Raw genomic sequence first — 20122 nt, 5'->3', positions numbered from 1 at the left:
GACATGCCGACCTGCCCGAACGGACACCAGTCGGGTTCCGACGACTGGTGCGAGGTCTGCGGTCACCGCATGGCCGGTGCCGTGCCGCCTCCCCCGCCGCCGCCCCCGGCCGGTGGCGGCTACGGCTTCCCGCCCCCGCCCGGCGGCGCACCCGAGCTGTGCCCGCAGTGCCGTACGCCGCGGGAGGGCGGGGCGCCGTTCTGCGAGGAGTGCCGGTGGAACTTCCTCACCAACACGGCGACCTCGTACACCCCGGCCGCCCCGCGCCCCCCGGCGCCCCGCTTCCAGCCGCCGTCCGGTCCGTCCTACGGCGGCGGCGGTGACGGCTACGACTACCAGAGCTCCCGTCCGTCCCAGATGAACCGCCCGGCCGAACCGATCCCTCCGGGGGGTCCGGGCGGGCCGGGGGGTCCGGGTCCGGGCGGTCCCGGTGGCCCCGGCGGGCCGGGTAGGCCGGGTGGGCCCAGCGGGCCGGGTGGATACGGCGGTCCTGGCGGCCCCGGTGGCGAAGGCGGTCGCGGTGGCCAGCACGGGCCCGGTGGGTCCGGTGGCCAGCACGGGCCCGGTGGGTCGGGTGGCCAGCACGGGCCCGGTGGGTCCGGTGGGCCGGGCGGCCAGGGTGCCCCCGGTGGACCGGGCGCTCCCGGCGGGCCGGGGGCCCCTGGTGGGCCGGGCGGCTTCGGCGGACCGGGCGGACAGCGCGGCCCCGGCGGGCCCGGTGAACACGGCGGTCCGGGCGGTCATGGCGGCCCGGGTGGACCGGGCGGCCAGGGAGGTCCGGGCGGCCAGGGTTACCCGGGCACCTCCGGCGGTCCCGGTTTCCCGGGTGGCGGCCCCGACTTCTCCCGGCCCAGGCCCGGCGAGCCCGACTTCCCGAACCGGCCGGGTGGCCAGGACTTCCCGAACCGGCCGGGCGGCCAGGACTTCCCGAACCGGCCAGGTGGCCAGGAGTTCCCGAACCGGCCGGGTGGCCAGGACTTCTCCGGCAGGCCGGGCGGTCCCGACTTCTCCAGGCCCGGTGGCGCCGACTTCCCGAGCAGGCCGGATGGACCCGGCTTCCCGGGACCGGGCGGCCCGGGTGCTCCCGGTGCACCGGGCGGCCCCGGCGCGCCCGGCGGCCCCCACGCCTACCAGCAGTCCGCCCCCTCGGCCCCGCCCGCCGCTCCGCCCGGGTTCCCGCAGGAGGCGGACCGCCGGCAGGGCGGCGGCCCCCAGGGCTTCCGCGCGGACGACGACTGGGTGCTCCCGCCCCCGTCCACCGGCCCCGGCGGACAAGGCCAGGGTCAAGGCCAGGGGCAGGGTCAGGGTCAGAACCAGGCTCAGCACCAGGGCGGTTACGGCTACCCCCAGCCCGGTACCGCCCAGCAGCAGGGCGGTACCTGGACGGCGACGATCGGCCCCGACCGCGAGTACTTCATGGCGATGATGCAGCGCTCCGGCCCCGAGGCCGCGGGCCTGAACCTCCCGGCGTACTCCCCGGAGCAGCAGCGCCCGCTGACCGGCAACCAGATGACGATCGGCCGGCGCCGCCACTCCACGGGTGACACCCCGGACATCGACCTGTCGGTGCCGCCGGAGGACCCGGGCGTCTCGCACCAGCACGCGGTGCTGGTGCAGCAGCCGGACGGCAACTGGGCGGTGGTCGACCAGAACTCGACCAACGGCACGACGGTCAACGGCGGCGAGGAGCCGATCCAGCCGTTCGTGCCGGTGCCGCTCCAGGACGGCGACCGGGTGCACGTGGGCGCCTGGACGACGATCACGATCCGCCGGAGCTGAGCGACCCCAGGTCCGGCAGCGGCCAGACGTACGGCCCCCGCGGGTCGTCCAGCCAGGCCCGCACGAGGCCGCCGCCGACGGTGACGCCGTAGCGCTCCCGTGGCGGCGCCCCCTCGCGCTCCCAGACGGCGTACGCCTCCCGGGGGGCGAGGCCGCCCCGGGTCAGCGCCAGCAGGAACCGGAAGAGGTCGTCCTCCCGGGCCCCGCGCGGCACCCCGGCCGGCTCCGGCACCGGCGTCCCGGCCCGGTCGCCGCCGCGCAGCGGCACGAAGTACGCCGGCGTGTGCAGGAACCGACCCTCGGCGTGGTCCCGGTCGCGCACGGTGAGCGCGAGCAGCCCGGTGGCCAGCGGCATGAGCACCCGGCCGCCGGGGCGGCACCGGGCGAGCCAGGCGCGCGGCACGGCGGGCAGCGCGCAGGTCGCGATGATCCGGTCGTAGGGAGCGCGCTCGGGCACCCCGCGCGCCCCGTCGCCGGTGACGACGGCGGGGTGGTACCCGGCGGCGTCCAGGTGCCGGCGGGCCGCCTCGGTGATCTCCGGGTCGAGGTCCACCGTGGTGACCAGGTCGTGGTCGCCGAGCCGGTGGGCGAGCAGCGCCGCGTTGTACCCGGTGCCGGCGCCGATCTCCAGCACCCGGTCGCCGTCGCGCACCTCCAGCGCGGTCAGCATCAGCGCCATCAGCGAGGGCTGGCTGCTGGAGGAGAGCAGTTCCCCGTCGCGCATCCGGGTGGCCAGGGGCACGTCGGCGTAGGCGCCGCGCAGCCAGCGTTCCCGGGCGGCCGGGTCGGGGTCCTCGCACCACCGGCGCTCGTAGCCGCCGGCGGCGCCGACGTAGTAGTACGGCACGAAGAGGTGGCGCGGTACCGCCTCGAACGCCGTCCGCCACCTCGGATCGGCCGCCCAGCCACCGCCGAGCCCGATCTCCCGCACCAGCGCGGCCCGCGCCGCGACGGCGAGGTCCTCCATGTCCCCACAGTACGGCGGGAGGCCGGTCCTAAGCCTCCGGTCCTGGTCCCCGGCGTCTGAGACCATGGGGGACGTGAATGAGATTCGGCGCGGCACGCTTCAGGAGCAGACCTTCTACGAGCAGGTCGGCGGGGAGGAGACCTTCCGCCGGCTCGTCCACCGTTTCTACCAGGGGGTCGCCGAGGACCCGGTCCTGCGGCCGATGTACCCGGAGGAGGACCTCGGGCCGGCCGAGGAGCGGCTGGCGCTGTTCCTCATGCAGTACTGGGGCGGTCCGACGACGTACAGCGACAACCGGGGGCATCCCCGGCTGCGGATGCGGCACGCCCCGTTCACCGTGGACCGCGCGGCGCACGACGCCTGGCTCAAGCACATGCGGGACGCGGTGGACGAACTGGGCCTGTCCGAGGAGCACGAGCGGACGCTGTGGAAGTACCTGACGTACGCGGCGGCCTCGATGGTGAACAGCCCCGGCTGACCGCTCCCCCGGTTGCGCGGATTCCGGTCGTCCGTCGCCGGTAACCGGTCACGATCCGGTCAAGACCGCGACTCGGGCGGTTTCCTCCGCCGCGCCGCCTCTGACAGCATCCCCGCAGGGCTGGACGAGGCGGCTGGGGGGCCGGGTGACGGGGCCAGGGGGACTGACGGCGTTCGTGCTCGCGCGGGCGCGGGCGCACCGGCCGCTGCTGGCGGCCGCGCTGCTCACCGTCCTGCTGACCACGGCCGTCCTGGCGACCCTCACCGCGTACGCGGGCGCGATCGGCGACGCTGCCCTGCGCCACTCCTTACGGGACCCCGGCACCGCCGCCGACACCGCGCTGCTGGTCGAGGCGGACGTCCCGGCCGCCCGGCGCGGGGCCGCCGCGAGGACCGTACGGGAGGGCGCCCGGCGCACCTTCGACGGGCTGCCGGTCACGGTACGGACCCTGACCCGCTCCGGCCCGTACGCCCTGCCCGCCACCGGCGACCGGCGCTCCGCCGGAGCCGGAGCCGGAGCCGGAACCGGAACCGGAGCCGAGGCCGGAGCCGATCCCGACCTCACGCACTTCGCGGCGCTGGACCCCGGCCAGGTCCGGTTCGTCGCCGGGCGGCCGCCCCGGGACCGCGCCGGGACCGTCGAGGCCGCGCTGCCCGTGACCGCCGCCGGCCGGCTGGGCCTGCGGCCCGGCGCCCGGCTCACCCTCACCGACCGGCTCGACGGCCCGCCGGTGCGGGTGGAGATCACCGGTCTGTACCGGCCCGCCGACGCCACCGCCCCGTACTGGCGCCTGGACGACCTCGGCGGACGCGGGGTGAGGAAGGGCGACTTCACGACGTACGGGCCGCTGCTCGCCGCGCCCGGCACGCTGACCGGCGCGCGGGTGAGCGCCGGGCCCTCCGGGTGGCTGGCCACGGCCGACTTCTCGACGCTGACGGCGGACCGCACCGAGGCGCTGCGCGCGGCGGCCCGGGAGGGGACGGTGTGGCTGCGCGGGCGGCCGGTGCTCAGCGGGACGACCGCCGCGAGGACCTCGCTGCCCGAGGTGCTCGACCGGCTGGACCGTTCGCTGCTGGTCGCCCGCTCCACCCTGCTGGTGATCGCGCTCCAGCTCGCCCTGCTCGCCGGCTGCGCGCTGCTGCTGGTGGCCAGGCTGCTGAGCGCCGAACGCGCGGGTGAGCTGAAGCTGCTGCGGGCGCGCGGCGCCTCCCGGGCGCGGCTCGCGGGCCTGGCGGCCCTGGAGGCGCTGCTGCTTGCCGTCCCCGCCGCGCTGTGCGCGCCGCTGCTCGCCGGGCCGCTGACCCGGCTGCTGGCCGGCCAGGGGCCGCTGGCCCGGATCGGGCTGCGCCCCCAGGTGCCGTTCGCCGGCGACGGCTCCGTGCGGTGGGTGGCGCTGGCGGCGGCGCTGGGCTGCGCGCTGGCGGTGACCCTGCCCGCGCTGGCCTCGTCACCATCCGCCGGGGGCCGGGCCCGGCCGCTGCCCGCGCCGCTGCGCGCGGGCGCGGACCTCGCCCTGCTGGCGGTGGCGGGCGTGGCGTACTGGCAGTTGGCCGGGCAGACCTCGGGCGCGGTGACCGCCGACACCTCCGGCGGGCTGGGCGTCGACCCGCTGCTGGTCGCGGCGCCCGCGCTGGCGCTGCTCGCCGGGACCGTGCTGACGCTGCGGCTGCTGCCGCCGATGGCGCGGCTCGCCGAGCGGCGGGCGACCGGCGGCCGCGGGCTGACGGCGGCGCTGGCGCTCTGGCAGCTCAGCCGCCGGCCGGCCCGCGCGGCGGGCCCGGTGCTGCTGCTGGTGCTCGCCGTGGCGCTGGGCACGCTGGCGATCGGGCAGGGCGCCTCCTGGGACCGTTCGCAGGACGACCAGGCCGACTTCCGCGCGGGCGCGCCGGTCCGGGTCCTGGGCACCGGTGCCGCCGGGCCCGGCCGCACCGAGGCGCTGGCGGCCGTGCCCGGCGTACGGCGGGCGGCGCCCGCGGCCCGTGCGGAACTGCCCCTGTCCGGCAACCGCACGGCGACGGTCCTCGCCCTGGACACCGCCCGCGCGGCGGACACGATGCTGCTGCGCCGGGACCTGGCCGCGCGGTCCGGCGCCGCCCTGCTGTCCGGGCTGACCCCGCACGACCCGGCGCCGGGTGCCGCCGTCCCCGCCGGGGCGACGCGGCTGGACCTCACGGCGAGCCTGCGCAGCGACGCCGGCCCCGGCACGACCGCGGACGTCACCGTCACCGTCGAGGACCGCTACGGCGTCCCGTACCCCCTGTGGGCCGGCGACCTGCCCGCCGACGGCCGCCCGCACACCCTGGCGGTGACCGTGGCCGGCGGTCCGCTGACCGTGACCGGCGTGGAACTGGTCATGGTCCAGCCGATCGGCCGCGCCGAACGGCACCGCCTCACGGTGACGCGGCTGACCGCGACGACCGCCGACGGGACCGTGCGCGGGCTGCCGCTCCCCCGGGCCTGGACGGCGGTCTCGCACGGCGACGGCCAGGTGTCGGCGCCGGACGCGCGCACCGGCCCGACCCCGGCACGGCTGCGGTCGGCCGCGCCGCCTACGGTCGAGTACGGCACCGGGTACACCCCGGCCGACGAGACCTGGGCGAGCGCGTCGCTGACCGTGCGGCTGCGGGTGGCGCGGCCCGCCCCGCCGCCGGTCACGGCCGTCGCCACCGACCGGTTCCTCGCCTCGGCGGGCGCCCGGACCGGGCAGCGCGTGGACGTGGCGTTCGGCGGTACGACCGTGCCGGTGCGGATCACGCGGGCGGTACGGGAGCTGCCGTCCACCACGCGGGACAGCTCCGCCACGGGCGACGGTGGGGCGCTGCTGGTCGATCTGCGGGCGGTGAACCGGGCGCTCCAGGCGCGGTACGGCGCGAACCTGGCGCCCACCGAGTGGTGGCTGGCGACCGCGCCGGGCGCCGCGCGGGAGGCGGCGGCGGCGCTGCGGGCGTTCCCGGACCTCGATCCGGCGCAGGTCGTGGTCCGCGACGAGCTGGCGCGACGGCTGCGGGACGATCCGTTCGGGGCGGGCCCGGGGGCGGTGTTCACGGCGGCGGCCGGGGTGGCGGCGGCACTGGCGGCGGTCGGTTTCGCGGTGAGCGCGACGGGGTCCCTGCGGGAGCGGGGCCGGGAGTTCGCGATCCTGCGCGCCCTGGGCGCCCCGCGCCGGGGACCGGCCCGGACGGTCGCCGTCGAACAGGGCTTCCTCATCGGACTCGCGCTGCTGGTGGGCGCGGCCCTCGGCGTCCTGCTGACCCGGGCGGTGGTCCCCTTGATCGTGCTCACCCCGGGCGCCGCGCGACCGGTCCCCGAGGTCCTCGTCCTCCTCCCCGGCACCCGGGTCGCCGCGCTGCTGGCGGCCGTCGCCCTGGTGCCGGCGCTGGTCACGGCGGCCCTGGCCGCCCGGCACGGCGAGCCGGCGTCCGCGCTGAGGGACCAGGGAGGCGACACCCCGTGAACCCGACCACCACGCCGACCGTGGTCCCGGCCATGCCCCTGGCACCGGCAGGGGTACCGGCAGGGGCAGCGGGACCGGCAGGGGCAGGGGCAGCGGCAGCGGCACGTGCACCGGCGCTGGCGCCGGCAGGGGCAGCGGCACCGGCACCGGCAGCGGCACCGACCCCAGCACCGGCACCGGCAGGGGCACCGGCAGCGGCACCGGCACCGGCATCAGCACCGGCACCCGCACCGGCCCCCCGCAGCCTCCCCGCCCACGCACCCGAGCCCGCCCCCCGGACGAGGTGACGCCGGATGTCCATGTCCTCCGCACCGGCACCCCGCGAGCCCGGTGTGCCCGCGCCCGGCGCCCCCTCCCCCCGTGCGCCCCGCACGCCCCCCGTACCCGCCCCCTGGACGCGGACCCGGCTGCGTACCGCGCCCGGTGCCGCCGGGGCGCTGGCGCTGCTCGTGGCGGTCACCGTGTGTCTGGCCGCCGCGTTCCCGCTGGCGCTGGACCGGTACGCGGACGCCGGGCTGCGCCGGGCGGTGGAGCAGGCGCGGCCGGACCGGACCGGGGTGATGGTGACCGCGCCGCAGCCCGACGTGGGACTGCCGCCCAGCCGGCGGGCCGCCGCGGTGGGCCCCGGCCCGATGGCCGAGCGCTACCGCCGGGCGCTGGCCGCCGTGCCCCGTCCGCTCGCCGTGGACCGGGCGCGCTCGACGTACGGGGTGCGGACCGTCCGGGGCCTGGCGGTACCGGACCCCTGGCTGCCCCGGCCGAGCGGACTGCCCGCGCAGGTCGTGCTGGCGACGCCGTACGGTCTCGGCGGCCACGCCCGGCTGCGCGCCGGCAGGCTGCCGCGGGCGCCCGCCGCGGTGACCGCCACGACCGCCCGCGTGGAGGCGGCCGTCACCGAGGAGACGGCCCGCGCGCTGCGCATCGAGGTCGGCGCGGAGATCCACGTCCCCGGCGTCGAACGCCCCCCGCTGACCGTCCGCGTCACCGGCGTCCTCGCCCCGCGCGAACCCGACGGCCCGTACTGGGCGGCCCAGCCGCTGCTGCGCACCCCCGCCCTGACGCCGGAGCCGAAGTCGTCGGGCCCGGAGGCCGACCGGTATTGGGTCGGCGCCCTGCTGCTCGCGCCGGAGGCGGCGCCCGTGTTGCTGGGCACGGGCGGGCTCCCGGTGCGGTACTGGCAGTTGGCCCCGGACGAGGACGCGCTGCGCGCCCGCGCGCTGGACGGGCTGAGGTCCGCCGTGGCGTCCCTGGAGTCGGGGCCGGGACTGCGCGCGGTGCGGTCGGCGACCGACCCGGCGGTCGTCGTGAGCACCGACCTCGACGACGTGTTCGCCGCGTACGCCGGACTGCGCGACGGGATCGGCCCGCTGATCGCCGTCGCCGCGACCGGCACCGGCACGGTCGCCGGGGTCGTCCTGCTGATGGCGGGCGGGCTCGCCACCGACCGGCGCCGCGCCGAACTCGCCCTGCTGCGGGCCCGCGGCGCCTCCCTGCCCGGCCTGGCCCGGAGGCTGGCGGCCGAGACTGCGGTCGCCGCGCTGCCCGCCGCCGCCCTGGGCCTGGCCGCCGCCCTGCTCGCGCTGCCCGGCGGCCGGACCGCCCCCGCCCTGGCGGGCGCCGCCGCGGTCACCGCCGTGGCCTGCGCCGCGCTGCCGCTGCGGGCCGCCGCCGCGCACCGGACGGTACGCGCCCACGACCCCCGCCGGGACGCGGTGGCGGTACGTCCGTCCCGGCGCAGGACGGTCGCGGAGCTGACGGCGGTGGTCCTCGCCCTCGGCGCGGTCGAGGCGCTGCGCCGGCGGGGCGCGACACAGGGCGCCGGGGACCTGGTGTCCACCGCTCCGGTGCTGGTCGGACTGGTGGCGGCGCTGGTGCTGGTCCGGCTCTACCCGCTGCCGCTGCGCGCGCTGGCCCGCCCGGCCGGACGGTTGCGCGGCGCGGTCGCCCACCTCTCGCTGGCCCGCGCGGGCCGTACGTCCGCCTCCGCGGTGCTGCCGCTGCTGGCCCTGTCGGCCGCGTTCACCACCGCCGCGTTCGGCGGTTCGGTGCTGGCCGGGGTCGCCGACACCCGGGACCGGGCGGCGCTGCTCACCGTGGGCGCCGACGCCCGCGTGGAGGCGGCCGGCCCGCTGCCGGCCGGCCTGCCCGACCGGGTGCGCCGGGTGCCGGGCGTACGGGACCTCACCGCGGTGAGCCTCGCCTACCAGGCCACCCCGCAGGACGGCGTGGGTACGGTGCCGGTGGCCGGGGTGGACCCCGCCGGCTACGCCGCCCTCGCCGCCCGTACCGGTCTCGGCGCCTTCCCCGCGGACGGCCTGGCCCGGCACCGCGCGGGCGCGGCGCTGCCCGCCCTCGCCTCCCCGGCCGTCGCCGAACGGTTCGGCACCGCCCGGCCGTTCACGCTGCGCCTGGAGGACGGCGGCTCCGTCACCCTGCGCGTCGTCCTCGTCCGGGACCGCACCCCGGCCGTCACCGGCGCCGACTTCCTGGTCGTGGACCGGTCCGCGCTGCCCGCCGGGGCGGCCCGCCCGACCGCCCTGCTCCTGACCGGCGACGGCATCGACGGGCCCGCCCTGGACCGGGCGGCCGGCGACTCCGACGGAACGTCCCTGCTGCTGCGGTCCCGGGAACGCGCCCGGTACGTCGAGTCGCCCCTGCAGACCGGCGCCGAACGCCTCTACGCGGCGGCGGTCGCGGCCGGCGCCGGGTACGCCGTCGTCACGCTGCTGCTGTCGCTGCTGCGGGCCGCCCCGGAACGCGCCGCGCTGCTCGCCCGGCTGCGCACCATGGGCCTCACCCGCGCCCAGGGCCGCCGCCTGCTCGTCCTGGAGTCGCTGCCGCCGGCCCTGCTCGCCGCGGCGGGCGGCGTCCTGACCGGGTGGGCGACCGTCCGGCTCCTGGCCCCCGGCGTCGACCTGACGACGATCGCCCTGGCCACCGCCGCGTCCCCGGTGGGCGAGGCCGAGCTGCGCACGGACCCCTGGTCGCTGGCGGTGCCGACGGCCGCCGTCCTCGTGGTGACGGTGGGCGCGGCGGCCGTCCAGGCGTGGTGGTCGGGCCGGCGCGGATCGGTACGGGAACTGCGGGCGGGGGACGCGCGGTGAGACGTACTTCCGCGAGAGAGCCGGACAGGGAGCAACGGATGACGACCGACCCCACCCTCGCCGACCTGGCCGACCGCGCCTCGGCCGCCCGCGACCGCCCCGCCTACGGCCATGACGCACTGATCGTCTGCGACCGGCTGGTCCGGGTCTTCACCGCCGACGGCGTCGAGGTGCAGGCCCTCCAGGGGCTGGACCTGCTGGTCCGGGAGGGCGAGCTGATGGCCCTGGTCGGCGCCTCGGGCAGCGGCAAGTCGACGCTGATGAACATCCTCGCGGGCCTGGACGCCCCCACGGCGGGCGCGGCCCGGGTCGCGGGCCGGGACCTGCTCTCGATGTCCGCGAAGGACCGGCTGGCCTACCGCCGCGAGGTCGTCGGCTTCGTCTGGCAGCAGACCTCCCGCAACCTGCTGCCGTACCTCACCGCCGCGCAGAACGTCGCCCTGCCGATGCAGTTGGCGGGAGTCCGCGGCCGCCGGTCGGGCCGCCGGGCGCGGGCCGCACACGCCCGGGAACTGCTGGAGCTGCTGGGCGTCGCCGACTGCCGGGACCGCCGCCCGGAGCAGATGTCCGGCGGCCAGCAGCAGCGGGTCGCCATCGCCGTGGCCCTCGCCTGCGGACCGGCGGTCCTGCTCGCCGACGAACCCACCGGCGAACTCGACTCCCACACCGCCGAACAGATCTTCGCCGCGTTCCGTACGGTGAACGAGCGCCTCGGCACCACCGTCGTCATCGTCACCCACGACCAGGCGGTGGCCGGCCAGGTCCGCCGCACGGTCGCCATCCGCGACGGCCGCACCTCCATGGAGGTACTGCGCCGCAGCGAGGTCGACGCCACGACCGGGCACGAGCGGGTCGTCGCCCGCGAGTACGCCATGCTCGACCGCGCCGGCCGCCTGCAGTTGCCCGCCGACTACACCCGGGCCCTGGGCATGCGCGACCGGGTGGCCCTGGAACTGGAGCCCGACCACATCGCCGTACGCCCGGACGACAGCGGACGCGACTGAGACCGGGCCGCGCCCGGGTCCTGGCTGGACCTGCACGGGCCCCGCCCGGGTCCTGAGCCGGCCCCGTCCGGGCCCCGCTCAGGCCACGCTGATGCCGAGCGTCCCGGTCCCCGCCCGCCGGACGGCGACGGAACCGTACGGGGTGCGCAGCCGCAGCCACGCCCCCGAGGAGACCAGGCCGAGACCGCCCGCGCCGCGCAGGAAGCCCAGCGACTGGGCGGCGTGCACGGCCCGGACCGGCAGCCCGGTGCCGGCCACCGTGCGCGACCATATGTCCCGGCCGATCCGGTCCAGCTCGGCCCGGGTCCGCCGCTCCGGCGCCAGCTCACCCGTACGGGACCTGAACTCGGCGACCCCGGCGCCGACCAGCGCGCGCAGGGCGTCCAGGGACGGCAGCCCCGGCTCGGGCCGCCAGTTGCCGCGCGGGGGCAGGACACCCGCCCAGGGCGGCCCGGTCACCGCTCCGGGCACGGCACAGGTCGCGGCCGACTCCTCGACCGACTCCAGCAGCTCACCGGCGGACACGGTGACGTCGAGGGCGGTGTCGAGCCCGTCCTCGTACGGCTTGGCGAGCCGGGCCGCGCGGATCGTCAGCACCTCGAAGGACGGCGGCCGGCCGAAGACGGCGAGCGCGGTGCCGACGGCCTGCAGCCGCACCGCGGCCGAACGGTCGTAGTGCAGCAGCCGGGAGAGGAAGGCCGCGAGGTCCGCCGCCTCCCCCTCGTCGGCCAGGTGGAGCACCGTCATGCGGCGACGGCCTCCTCCTCGTGGTCGTCCCGGTACTCCTTGAGGAACTCCCGTTCCTCCGCGGTGATCCGGCGGGGCCGCTGGGCCTGGAAGTCGAACGGCACGATCACCGTGGAGGCCCGGACGTAGATCTGGTCGCCGTCCTTCACCTCGTAGGCGAGGGTGAAGGACGCGGCCCGTATCTCCTTGACCCACAGCTCGATGTCCACGGGCGCGTGCCGGTGGACGAGCTGCCGCTTGTAGTCGATCTCGTGGCGCGCCACCACCGACCCCTGCTGGAAGTCCTTGTCCGGGCGGAACAGGAAGTCGATCCGGGCTTCCTCCAGGTAGCGCAGGAAGACCACGTTGTTGACGTGCCCGTACGCGTCCATGTCCGCCCAGCGCAGTGGGCAGCGGTAGATGTGCCGCAAGATCGATCAGCCCCGGGTCAGCTTCTTGTGGGTGGCGCGGTGCGGGCGGGCGGCGTCGGCGCCGAGCCGCTCGATCTTGTTCTTCTCGTAGGACTCGAAGTTGCCCTCGAACCAGAACCACTTGCTCTCGCCCTCATAGGCGAGGATGTGGGTGGCGACCCGGTCCAGGAACCACCGGTCGTGGGAGACGACCACGGCGCACCCGGGGAACTCCAGCAGCGCGTTCTCCAGGCTGCTCAGGGTCTCGACGTCGAGGTCGTTGGTCGGCTCGTCGAGGAGCAGCAGGTTGCCGCCCTGCTTCAGGGTGAGCGCGAGGTTCAGCCGGTTGCGCTCACCGCCGGAGAGCACCCCGGCCGGCTTCTGCTGGTCCGGGCCCTTGAACCCGAAGGCGGAGACGTACGCGCGGGACGGCATCTCCACCTGCCCCACGTTGATGTAGTCCAGCTCGTCGGAGACGACGGCCCACAGGGTCTTCTTGGGGTCGATGTTCTCGCGGCTCTGGTCGACGTAGGAGATCTTGACGGTCTCGCCGACCTTGATGCTGCCGGAGTCCGGCTCCTCGATGCCCTGGATCATCTTGAACAGGGTCGTCTTGCCGGCGCCGTTCGGACCGATGATGCCGACGATCCCGTTCCGCGGCAGCGTGAAGGAGAGGTCGTCGATGAGCAGCTTGTCGCCGAAGCCCTTGGTGAGGTTGTTGACCTCGACGACGACGCTGCCCAGGCGGGGGCCCGGCGGGATCTGGATCTCCTCGAAGTCCAGCTTCCGCATCTTGTCGGCCTCGGCGGCCATCTCCTCGTACCGGGCCAGCCGGGCCTTGGACTTGGCCTGCCGCCCCTTGGCGTTGGAGCGCACCCACTCCAACTCGTCCTTCAGCCGCTTCTGCCGCTTGGCGTCCTTCTGGCCCTCGACCTTGAGCCGGGCGGCCTTGGTCTCCAGGTACTTGGAGTAGTTGCCCTCGTAGCCGTGCAGCCGGCCGCGGTCGACCTCGCAGATCCATCCGGCCACGTTGTCCAGGAAGTACCGGTCGTGGGTCACGGCCACGACGGTGCCCTCGTACTTGGCGAGGTGCTGCTCCAGCCAGTTCACCGACTCGGCGTCGAGGTGGTTGGTGGGCTCGTCGAGGAGCAGCAGGTCGGGCGCCTCCAGCAGCAGCTTGCACAGCGCCACGCGCCGCTTCTCACCACCGGAGAGGTTCACCACGGGCCAGTCGCCGGGCGGGCAGCCCAGCGCGTCCATGGCCTGCTCGAGCTGGGCGTCGAGGTCCCACGCGTTGGCGTGGTCCAGCTCCTCCTGGAGCTTGCCCATCTCCTCCAGCAGCGCGTCGGAGTAGTCGGTGGCCATCAGCTCGGCGATCTCGTTGAACCGGTCGAGCTTGCCCTTGATCTCGGCGACACCCTCCTGGACGTTCTCCAGGACGGTCTTCTCCTCGTTGAGCGGGGGCTCCTGGAGGAGGATGCCGACGGTGTAGCCGGGCGACAGGAACGCGTCCCCGTTCGACGGCTGCTCCAGCCCGGCCATGATCTTCAGCACGGTCGACTTACCGGCACCGTTCGGGCCGACGACACCGATCTTCGCCCCCGGCAGGAAGTTCAGAGTGACGTCATCGAGGATCACCTTGTCGCCGTGCGCCTTACGCGCCTTGCGCATGGTGTAAATGAACTCAGCCAAGAGAAACCGTCCGGCAGCTTAATCAGGCAGTGGGCAGATACACCCCATCTTGCCGCACCGCCACCCCTGGGAGGAAATACGTTCCCGGCGGGGGCGCTGACCTGGGGCTTTCCTGCGAGCGGCGGTTGCTCGTCCGTCGGTGACGGTCGTCGCCGGTCGGCCTCGGTCCCCCTTGGACGGCCCATGGACGGCCCGGGAACGATCAAGCCCCCCGGTGCCGGTCTATGGTTCCGCCGTGACAAGCACACCGGATCGGCCCATCCTCTTCCTCGACGTGGACGGCCCGCTGATCCCCTTCGGCTCGTCGCCCGACCGCCCGGTCCCCGCTGCGTCGGCCTCAGTGACTCAAGGGCACCCGCTCCTCGATCGCCTCGACGCCGGGATCGGGCCCGGACTGATGGCCCTGGGCTGCGACCTGGTGTGGGCGACGACATGGGGAGAGGACGCGAACACGATCATCGCCCCGCTCATCGGGCTGCCGCGCCTGCCGGTGGTGCCGTGGCCGGACCGCAGCGCGGACGCCGTTCCCCGTGGCCTGCACTGGAAGACACCCCACCTTGTCGCGTGGGCCGACCATCGACCGTTCATCTGGGTCGACGACGAGATCAGCGACATTGACCGCCTCTGGGTGGCTGCCGCGCGCCCCGGGCCTTCACTTCTGCATCGTGTCGCCCCGGAAAGGGGTCTCACTACCGCCGACCTCACAACACTGGCCGACTGGCTCAGCTCAGCTACGTAAGCGGGGAGGCGCCCTACCGGTTGATCGGAATTTCGTAGACGATCTCGCAGTGAGCGGCGGGCACGACGATGTCCGCCGTCTCGACCGGCCGCCCCTGGTCGCTGTAGTAGGTCCGCCGGATGTGCGTGACGAGCGCGGCCTTTTGAATTCCGAGCAGCGACGCCTCCTCGGCGGTCGCCTGCCTGGGCTCCGGCTGCTCGACGGCGTGGCTGACGGTGATGCCGATGGCGGCCATCCGGTTCACGACACCCGCCCCGGCGTGCGGCCCGCCCTCGGGAAGGACGACGAGGGTGCCGGCGGTGAGGTCGTACGGCTCCCAGCTCGTGGAGAGCTGCACGGGCCTGCCGTCGGCCAGGAACTCGTACGACGTACGGACGCACAGGGCGCCTTCGTCGATGCCGAGCCGTGCCGCGATGTCCGCCGGGGCCGGCACCTTGGCGTCAGTCCGGCTCTCCCAGTCACCCTGCTTGCCGAGGACCTTCATGTCGGCGCGGAACGGCGACCCGGTGGGACGCTCACGCGCCGACGACCGAACGATCCGCACCCGCTGACGGGGCTCGGCGACATAGGTCCCCGATCCGGCTCGCCCCTCCAGCACGCCTTGCGAGATCAGCAGCTCCTGCGCCCTGCGGACGACGTTCTCGCCCACGCCGTACTCCTGGCCGATCTGGGCGCGTGAGGGCAGGCGGTCTCCCGGCTCCCAGACGTGCTCCGCGATCCGCCGCCGCAGTTCGTCGGCGACGCGGAGGTAAGGCGGCTGCTCAGGCATGTGGAAAATCTAGTCCACTAGCTCTAACCTAGTTAACTAGCTTCACTGAAAGTGATCGCTGGTGACGGAGGCTGCCTGTGCCCGCTTCGCGAGTGAGCGCGGCGGCCATCGCCGCCCGACTGTCCGCCGCCGGACTCCCCACACGCGTGGAGGAACACGCCCGCTTCACCACGGTCGAGGCGGAGGTGCCGGAAGCGCTCTCCGCCGAGTCATGGAGGGAGGCCCTGGAAGCGGTGGCCGAGGCCGACCGGTTCGGCCTCCTCGCCACCAGCCTGGGCGACCGCACCTTATGGGCGGTCGTACACAAAGCGGTCCCCTCGACGGACGACGCCGGGGACCCGGCTCATCAGCACTAGGAGCTGATCCAGCGTGCTCGAATACATCCGTCACGCCATCTCCCTCATCAGGACCCGACACTCCCCCAAGGGCAAACACCGTCGACCCCGGGCGCCCCTGAACCCCCCGGCCTGCCCGACTCCCCGCACACCCGCAGATGATCAAACCCTCACCCTGACGGCCCCCGCCCGTACGCGCCATCAGCACTTACTCAGAGGCGAGGACGTTGCCCTGGTCCGGCCGTACGTCCTAGCTCAGGAACGTGCCAGTCGACCGCACCCGTCGATCGTCATCGCACCTCACCTGCCGGCCGACGCCCGGACCGCTCTTCTGGGGTTTCGCTGATGACCTCCCGACACCACGGGCCCCACCTGGACGCGACGCCTGCCCCCTACCGCTCCGTCGCATGCCGGATCGGAAGACACCTGGCGTGCTCGGAGTCCTCTCCGGCTTCGGCACCGGTGGATGTCCCCGTGATCTACGAAGCCTGCGACTGCCCGTGCCACTCGGCACCGGCGCCCACGGGCGGGCCACCGAACGACGGCGCACCCGGAGACCCGCCGACGCCCACCACCCCGATCACCGAAAGGCGGACTAACGGATGACGCCACAGGACCAGCTCAGGCTCCTGCCGTGGGCAGGACCGGAAGGTGAGCCCTGCTACCTGAGCACAGACAACGACGTCGGCTTGGTGTCCCGCCTCGCCGACCGCATCGAGGCGGAGCAACTCGCAATGGCGGCTGATCTCCTGGAAGAGGCCCGAGAGACACTCGACGACGACCCCGACACCGAGGAGGACCTGTTCCTCCTCGCCGCCCAGTTGGCAGGCGCCCTGCGAGACGTACTGCGCGTGGCAACGAGCCGCGGGTGCCGCTGACACTGCCTGCGCCCCTCTGAACGTGCATCTGCCGACCGCACTTCGTCCCTCCGCCGGCCACTCAATCAGTACGGCCACAACTGATCACCGGCGGCCGTGACCTGCGACCGTCTTATCGATCAACACCCTGACCTGCTGCTGAGCTGTCGGTAGCTGTCGGCGTTGGTCAACGCTAGGCGTCCTTCCGCGGCCCTATGACGGCCCGGGAGGGCGCTCAAAGCTGGTCGTGCAAGCTCAATTTCTGCTCTGAGGACGGGACTATTCACGGTTGGAGGCGGGGCCCAATGCCATGCTGCTTGCCATGAAACGGAAGGTGAAGCGGACTGCGCTCGGTGTTGTCCTCGCACTTGTGGTCGTTGGGTACGCCCTGCTCCTGTGGCGCGGGCCTTGGTGGTTTGACGGTGACCATCTGCGCACTCAGAACCTCCAGCCCGCCGACGGTGTCGTCATCACTGGCTTCCGTACCATGCTCGTCGCCCTCGGCGCAGGGGCTATTGCTGTGTTTGGCCTATATTACACACACCGCAACCATCAGTTGGCGCAGCAGCAGTACGAACAAGGACAAGCCCATTTTTTTCTTACTCAAGACCAGTTCGTGCATGCCCAAGCGCAGTTCGCTCACACGCAGGCCAAGGACCGTGAACAAGCAGAACTTACTCGGGAAGGGCAGGTCACCGAGCGATATGTGGAAGCGATCAAACTTCTCTCTGCCGATAAACTCACTCAAAGACTAGGCGGCATTTACTCACTCGAACGTATAATGTGGGATTCGGATAAGGATCGCTCAACTGCGGTAGAGGTACTTGCGGCTTTCATTCGAGACCACGCTGCCATTGAAAAAACAGACGGACTAGTCGGACCCGATGACCAAAGAAGGCCACAGGAAGATGTGCAAGCCGCCCTTACTGTGCTGGGGCGTCGTCGCATCCATGAAGAGAAAACCGACTTCATTGATCTGCGCCATACGGATCTACGAGGGGCAGAGCTAACGGATGCGGTGTTTGATCATGTCGACTTCAGCAATTGCTTGCTGCAGACTGCCTATTTCCACCGGGCGTCGCTACGCTGTGCGTACTTCTCACGATCGGATTTGACGGATGCATTTTTGGGCGACACACGCATCGACGGGGCCACATTTGCTGATTCCGACATGACGCGTGTGTCTCTTTGGAAGGCTGAGGGTGAAGGCGTCGACTTCACTGGCGCCGATATGGGGAGGGTTGCGCTCGTGCGGTGTGAACTTCCTAAGGCTTCATTTTTGAATGCCTCTCTGAACGAAGCTCAAGTTGAGGCCGCAAATTTGCAGGGCGCCGACTTTCGGAATGCTGATCTCCGAACGACGAAGGGGATAACTTCGAGCATCCTCGACTTGGCCATTTGTAATGGTGACACCCTTCTCCCTGAATCCTCGCCTGAATCTTCTGAGGAGGAAGGATAGAGATTAAGCTACCTCAGCGCCAGACCGTATCACTGCTTGCTTACGGGCAGTTGCGCCTCGGAGGTCGGTGGAGCGGCTTTGGGCTGGAGCTGATTTGGCGCGAGTGATCATGACCCATTACGCTAGCCAGCGGATCGGGCAGGTTTGTAAGCCTGCCCGTTAGTGCCCGATCTTGGGCCATGATCTTCGAGGCTCGCGCCAAATTGGCTGCCTAAAGCCGTGGAGCCGACCGCCCCAGCCACAGAGGGGTTTCCTACCTCGGCCCGCATGCACGCAGCGCGCCGCCGGGCGCGGCCAGCCGGGGCGAAGACAGGAGGCAGGCCGCGCCGCAGAGGCGGCGCGCGCCCGCGCCGTGCGCGGGCCTTGATGAAGTAGGGAAAGTTCTACCGCGCTCATGCTGGGTGTCGTCGTCGGGTGATGCCTACTCATGTGAGTAGGCACGTGGCTAGGCTTGGGTCGGATACTCGACACGACGGCAGGAGAGTGCTCAGCGGATGGGACCGAAGTCGGAGCGGGTCTACCGCACGATTCGTGAGTGGATCGCTACGGGCAAGTACTCGCCAGGTTCCAAGCTCCCGTCTGAGCGGACTCTGTCGGAGGAGCTGGAGATCGGCCGAACGGCCCTACGTCAGGTGCTGGCCAAGCTCGTTGCTGAGGGCGTCGTCGAGGTTCACGGTCGTAGCTCCTACCGGGTGCCGGATCGATCCGTGACGACCGAGGCGCCGACCGACGTGGAACCCTGGCAAATCCATGGCGAGCGGACGTTGTACGACAACCGCTGGGTGAAGCTGAGCCTTGTCGACGTCGAACCGCCCGGGGTCGAGCGCTTCGAACACCATGTCGTCAGGCTCGACCATGTGGCCATCGCCGCGGTCATCGACGACCAAGATCGGGTGCTCATGCTGTGGCGGTACCGCTTCGTCCCTGATGCCTTCGGCTGGGAGCTGCCCGGCGGCATCGTCGATGAGGGCGAGGAGCCTCTTCAGACCGCCATGCGAGAAGTCGAGGAAGAGACCGGGTGGCGGCCGAACGCCCTGGAGCATGTCATCACGTACCAGCCCATGGTCGGCATGGTCGACTCACCGCATGAGATCTTCGTCGGGCACGGAGCCAAGCTCATCGGGGAGCCGACCGATCTGGAAGAGGCCGGGCATATCGCCTGGGTGCCTCTGGCCGACATCCCCGGGTTGATGGCCCGGGGAGAGCTGATGGGGTCCGGCACCTTGGTCGCCCTGCTTCATGTGCTGGCCTCGCGGGGTGCTGGCGCCTCGCCTACAAGCGCTGCATGAGCTGCTCGATGCGTCGCTTGTGACGCACTGACCTGGTCCGGCTCGCCACCAGCCGGGCTTGCCGCAGGTGCTTCTGTGCCTCGTCGTACTCGCCGCGAGCCAGGTGGGCTTGCGCCAAGTCGCAGCGGAGTCCCGCCGACGCCCTGATGAACGTGGGGTCGGCTGTTTCGAGCGCGTTGTACAGGCTGTCCACCGCGTCGGCGTCGCCGATCAGCGCGAGGGCGCTGCCGCGCCACCGGGTGAGGTGGCCCTCGTTGAGGAAGATGCTCAGCATGTCGGGGTCGCGGGCCTCCTTCCCTGCGGGTAGGTGCCTCATCGCCAGCTCAAGTGCCCGCCGGCAGTCGTCGGGGAGTCCGGCTCTGGCGCAGATCTCGGCCTCCGCCGCGTACAGCCAGGCCCTGAGGCGCGGAGACATGCCCTTTCCGCCGAGCCGTTGGGCGTCCCGGACCAGTTGCACCGCCATTTCGGGGCGTCCCGCGTCGCAGAGCACGTACGCCTGTTCGGCGGTGGCGTGCGCGAGGTACATGGGTTCCTCGGCCTCCTGGGCGGCGCGTTTGCCCAGCTCGTAGTGGCGCCACGCTCGTTCCACGGCACCGACGTCCAGGGCTTGCCAGGCCGCCAGGGTCGCCGCTCCGGCCAGGGCCCGGGCGACGGGGCGGCGGGTCTCCGGAAGTACCGCGAAGGTGAGGGCGTCCTCCAGCCGTGACAGGTGAGCGGTCATCTCGTCGACCAGGCTGGCGGCGCCCATCTGCCGGTCGATGGTCCGCAGCAGCTCGGTCTGGTCCATGAACGTCTTGACCATGGTCAGGCTGACGTTCCGCGCCTCGTCGATCCGGCCGATCAGTTCGTCGTACCCGTCGGCCGTGGCGAGTGCCGGCGGCGACTGCGGTTCGCCCGTCAGCTCGGCGTCGGTGACTCCGAGCAGCGCTCGCAGGATCTTGGCGTAACGGCTGGAGATCGTCCGGCGGCCGTTCTCCCACTCCGATACGTACACTCGCAAACTCGCGGTCGAGGCGACGGTGATCATGTGCTGGCGGGCATGGCGCTCGATCTCCCGTAC

16 protein-coding genes are annotated in these 20122 nt (G+C 73.3%); 10 read left to right on the top strand and 6 right to left on the bottom strand.

Going from position 1 to position 20122, the window contains the following annotated elements; all coding sequences use genetic code 11:
- Positions 1-3: 3 nt before the first annotated feature.
- Positions 4-1779 (top strand): FHA domain-containing protein, encoded by a 1776-nt coding sequence (locus tag ACFY32_RS00560; protein WP_390673056.1) that lies wholly within the window; start codon positions 4-6, stop codon positions 1777-1779.
- On the opposite strand, the gene ACFY32_RS00555 is transcribed toward ACFY32_RS00560, so the two are convergent.
- A complete protein-coding gene (locus ACFY32_RS00555; protein ID WP_390673055.1) occupies positions 1760-2746 on the bottom strand; it encodes a methyltransferase domain-containing protein in 987 nt (328 codons plus the stop codon). The genes ACFY32_RS00560 and ACFY32_RS00555 overlap by 20 nt on opposite strands.
- A 64-nt stretch (positions 2747-2810) precedes the next feature.
- On the opposite strand from ACFY32_RS00555, the gene ACFY32_RS00550 reads away from it, so the two are divergent.
- The 4 genes from ACFY32_RS00550 (at position 2811) to ACFY32_RS00535 (ending at position 10786) form a co-directional block, all read left to right on the top strand.
- A complete protein-coding gene (locus tag ACFY32_RS00550) occupies positions 2811-3224 on the top strand; it encodes a globin (protein WP_359192067.1) in 414 nt (137 codons plus the stop codon).
- Between the two features lie 145 nt (positions 3225-3369).
- The gene (locus ACFY32_RS00545) at positions 3370-6678 is read left to right on the top strand and encodes an FtsX-like permease family protein (RefSeq protein WP_390673054.1); all 3309 of its coding nucleotides are present in this window, start codon (positions 3370-3372) and stop codon (positions 6676-6678) included.
- 299 nt (positions 6679-6977) lie between these two features.
- Positions 6978-9782 carry an FtsX-like permease family protein gene (locus tag ACFY32_RS00540; RefSeq protein WP_390673226.1) on the top strand — a complete coding sequence of 935 codons (2805 nt, stop codon included), beginning with the start codon at positions 6978-6980 and terminating at the stop codon, positions 9780-9782.
- A 38-nt stretch (positions 9783-9820) separates the two neighbouring features.
- Positions 9821-10786 (top strand): ABC transporter ATP-binding protein, encoded by a 966-nt coding sequence (locus ACFY32_RS00535; protein ID WP_359192076.1) that lies wholly within the window; start codon positions 9821-9823, stop codon positions 10784-10786.
- A gap of 78 nt (positions 10787-10864) precedes the next feature.
- Here ACFY32_RS00535 and ACFY32_RS00530 read toward each other — a convergent pair whose 3' ends face one another.
- Genes ACFY32_RS00530 through ettA form a run of 3 tightly spaced genes read right to left on the bottom strand, consistent with a single transcriptional unit; the run spans position 10865 to position 13614 of the window.
- On the bottom strand, positions 10865-11533 hold the full coding sequence (locus tag ACFY32_RS00530) for a hypothetical protein (protein ID WP_359192079.1): 669 nt from the start codon (positions 11531-11533) through the stop codon (positions 10865-10867).
- On the bottom strand, positions 11530-11943 hold the full coding sequence (locus ACFY32_RS00525) for a thioesterase family protein (protein WP_359192082.1): 414 nt from the start codon (positions 11941-11943) through the stop codon (positions 11530-11532). Before ACFY32_RS00525 ends, ACFY32_RS00530 begins: the two co-directional genes overlap by 4 nt.
- A gap of 6 nt (positions 11944-11949) precedes the next feature.
- Complete coding sequence (ettA, locus tag ACFY32_RS00520) at positions 11950-13614, bottom strand: energy-dependent translational throttle protein EttA (RefSeq protein ID WP_359192086.1); 1665 nt, start codon at positions 13612-13614, stop codon at positions 11950-11952.
- Between the two features lie 235 nt (positions 13615-13849).
- Here ettA and ACFY32_RS00515 point away from each other — a divergent pair, with 235 nt between their 5' ends.
- A complete protein-coding gene (locus ACFY32_RS00515) occupies positions 13850-14353 on the top strand; it encodes a hypothetical protein (protein ID WP_390673053.1) in 504 nt (167 codons plus the stop codon).
- A gap of 13 nt (positions 14354-14366) precedes the next feature.
- Here the strand turns inward: ACFY32_RS00515 and ACFY32_RS00510 are convergent, their stop codons facing one another.
- Positions 14367-15122, bottom strand: coding sequence for a GntR family transcriptional regulator (locus tag ACFY32_RS00510; protein ID WP_390673052.1), 756 nt, complete (start codon positions 15120-15122; stop codon positions 14367-14369).
- Between the two features lie 77 nt (positions 15123-15199).
- On the opposite strand from ACFY32_RS00510, the gene ACFY32_RS00505 reads away from it, so the two are divergent.
- The 4 genes from ACFY32_RS00505 to ACFY32_RS00490 all read left to right on the top strand — a co-directional run bounded on the left by ACFY32_RS00505 (position 15200) and on the right by ACFY32_RS00490 (position 19062).
- A complete protein-coding gene (locus ACFY32_RS00505) occupies positions 15200-15478 on the top strand; it encodes a hypothetical protein (protein ID WP_390673051.1) in 279 nt (92 codons plus the stop codon).
- A gap of 581 nt (positions 15479-16059) precedes the next feature.
- The gene (locus ACFY32_RS00500; RefSeq protein ID WP_390673050.1) at positions 16060-16335 is read left to right on the top strand and encodes a hypothetical protein; all 276 of its coding nucleotides are present in this window, start codon (positions 16060-16062) and stop codon (positions 16333-16335) included.
- A gap of 301 nt (positions 16336-16636) precedes the next feature.
- A complete protein-coding gene (locus ACFY32_RS00495; RefSeq protein WP_390673049.1) occupies positions 16637-17773 on the top strand; it encodes a pentapeptide repeat-containing protein in 1137 nt (378 codons plus the stop codon).
- Positions 17774-18267: 494 nt separating this feature from the next.
- On the top strand, positions 18268-19062 hold the full coding sequence (locus tag ACFY32_RS00490; protein ID WP_390673048.1) for an NUDIX domain-containing protein: 795 nt from the start codon (positions 18268-18270) through the stop codon (positions 19060-19062).
- Here the strand turns inward: ACFY32_RS00490 and ACFY32_RS00485 are convergent.
- Positions 19046-20089: an XRE family transcriptional regulator gene (locus tag ACFY32_RS00485; RefSeq protein WP_390673225.1), complete on the bottom strand. Its 1044-nt coding sequence runs from the start codon at positions 20087-20089 to the stop codon at positions 19046-19048. The two genes, ACFY32_RS00490 and ACFY32_RS00485, sit on opposite strands and share 17 nt — an antisense overlap.
- Positions 20090-20122 lie beyond the last annotated feature (33 nt).

This window comes from Streptomyces sp. NPDC000134, assembly GCF_042899225.1.
In the GTDB taxonomy this organism is placed as follows: Bacteria; Actinomycetota; Actinomycetes; order Streptomycetales; family Streptomycetaceae; genus Streptomyces.
This window is presented reverse-complemented; position numbering and strand designations above follow the sequence as displayed.

Excerpts from the sequence above, each read along its gene's own strand:
- ACFY32_RS00560 (WP_390673056.1), top strand. The coding sequence starts at position 4 with ATGCCGACCTGCCCGAACGGACACCAGTCGGGTTCCGACGACTGGTGC.
- ACFY32_RS00555 (WP_390673055.1), bottom strand. The coding sequence starts at position 2,746 with ATGGAGGACCTCGCCGTCGCGGCGCGGGCCGCGCTGGTGCGGGAGATC.
- ACFY32_RS00550 (WP_359192067.1), top strand. The coding sequence starts at position 2,811 with ATGGGGGACGTGAATGAGATTCGGCGCGGCACGCTTCAGGAGCAGACC.
- ACFY32_RS00540 (WP_390673226.1), top strand. The coding sequence starts at position 6,978 with ATGTCCTCCGCACCGGCACCCCGCGAGCCCGGTGTGCCCGCGCCCGGC.
- ACFY32_RS00535 (WP_359192076.1), top strand. The coding sequence starts at position 9,821 with ATGACGACCGACCCCACCCTCGCCGACCTGGCCGACCGCGCCTCGGCC.
- ACFY32_RS00530 (WP_359192079.1), bottom strand. The coding sequence starts at position 11,533 with ATGACGGTGCTCCACCTGGCCGACGAGGGGGAGGCGGCGGACCTCGCG.
- ACFY32_RS00510 (WP_390673052.1), bottom strand. The coding sequence starts at position 15,122 with ATGCCTGAGCAGCCGCCTTACCTCCGCGTCGCCGACGAACTGCGGCGG.
- ACFY32_RS00500 (WP_390673050.1), top strand. The coding sequence starts at position 16,060 with ATGACGCCACAGGACCAGCTCAGGCTCCTGCCGTGGGCAGGACCGGAA.
- ACFY32_RS00495 (WP_390673049.1), top strand. The coding sequence starts at position 16,637 with ATGAAACGGAAGGTGAAGCGGACTGCGCTCGGTGTTGTCCTCGCACTT.
- ACFY32_RS00490 (WP_390673048.1), top strand. The coding sequence starts at position 18,268 with ATGGGACCGAAGTCGGAGCGGGTCTACCGCACGATTCGTGAGTGGATC.
- ACFY32_RS00485 (WP_390673225.1), bottom strand. The coding sequence starts at position 20,089 with ATGATCACCGTCGCCTCGACCGCGAGTTTGCGAGTGTACGTATCGGAG.